This window comes from Cyanobium sp. NIVA-CYA 375 (assembly GCF_056108345.1).
In genome coordinates this window covers 1-1000 of record NZ_JBSYHW010000240.1, presented here as the reverse complement: position 1 = coordinate 1000, position 1000 = coordinate 1, and the positions used below count along the sequence as shown (strand labels likewise).

Annotated in this window: 1 protein-coding gene; it reads right to left on the bottom strand. The window is 66.2% G+C overall.

Translation table 11 applies throughout. The features are described 5' to 3' along the window. The coding region (locus AC01FP_RS17805) for a CHASE4 domain-containing protein (RefSeq protein WP_474482095.1) at window positions 1–870 on the bottom strand (870 nt) is incomplete at its 3' end. Between the last annotated feature and the right edge of the window lie 130 nt (window positions 871–1000).

The following is a 1000-nucleotide window of genomic DNA, read 5'->3' as shown; positions in this document are numbered from 1 at the left end:
CCGGGTGCGCTCCATCTGGCGCGCGCTCCGGTTCAGCAGCACCCAGAGCACCCCGGCGGCCCCGATCAGCGCCCTGACCAGACCGACGAACAGCGGCGCGGCCTGGGCCAGCACCCGCGCACCGGGTCGACCGGGGGTCCAGGCCAGCATACCGAGCGTCCGCCCCGCGCTGTCCACGACCGGCAGGCCCGCCTGACCGGCACCCGCCGCGGTGGTAAACACAGGGTCGGTCAGCGCCAGATCGGCCGACAGGCTGTTGACCACCGCCGTGATATTGCGGGCCGAGACGATCACAGGATCCCGTTCGGCGCGCGCCACCGAGTCGTCTTCCGGCACCACGGTCGACACCGCCAGCAGATAGGTCGCATCACCCACACGCTCGACCCCCGTCCGGTGCCGGGCTGCATCAAAGCCAAAGCCACCAGGGTTGCGGGCCTGCAGCGCCTGCACCAGCGGCAGGACCGCCCGGGTCAGCTCTGCCTCGACCGCCGCGGCCACAGGCTCGCTCTCGCGCGAGGCCAGGATCATTCGCCCGCCGGAATCAAAGGCCAGGGTCACGTCATGGCCCATATAATCAGCATAGTAGTCGCCGAAATTCTCCTGTATCCATCCCAGATCCGCGCGACCAAAACCTGCAACGGCATCGTTCCAGATGGCCGAGGATTGCACATCCTCCAGCGTCTTTTCCTGCATGCGCTCCAGGCGCAGCCCGGCCAGGGCGACCTCGTTTTCCTGCTGCACCCGGTCCACCGTGCGCGACGCATAGGCGAACAGCCCCATGGCACCGCCAAGCACCAGCGCCCCGACCAGCAGGGCTGCGGTCAGAACGCGGCGCAAATCCAGATGATGGGACGGTTGGACCCCGGACATGGGATCAAGCTTTCACACCCCCGATAAAATCACGTTATTCGGGATGGTTAAGGCCTTTTCACACGCGCGACACGCGATCTTAAATCTTGCGCGCCATGCTCGGTCCGCAGATTCACACGCAAGTAATCAT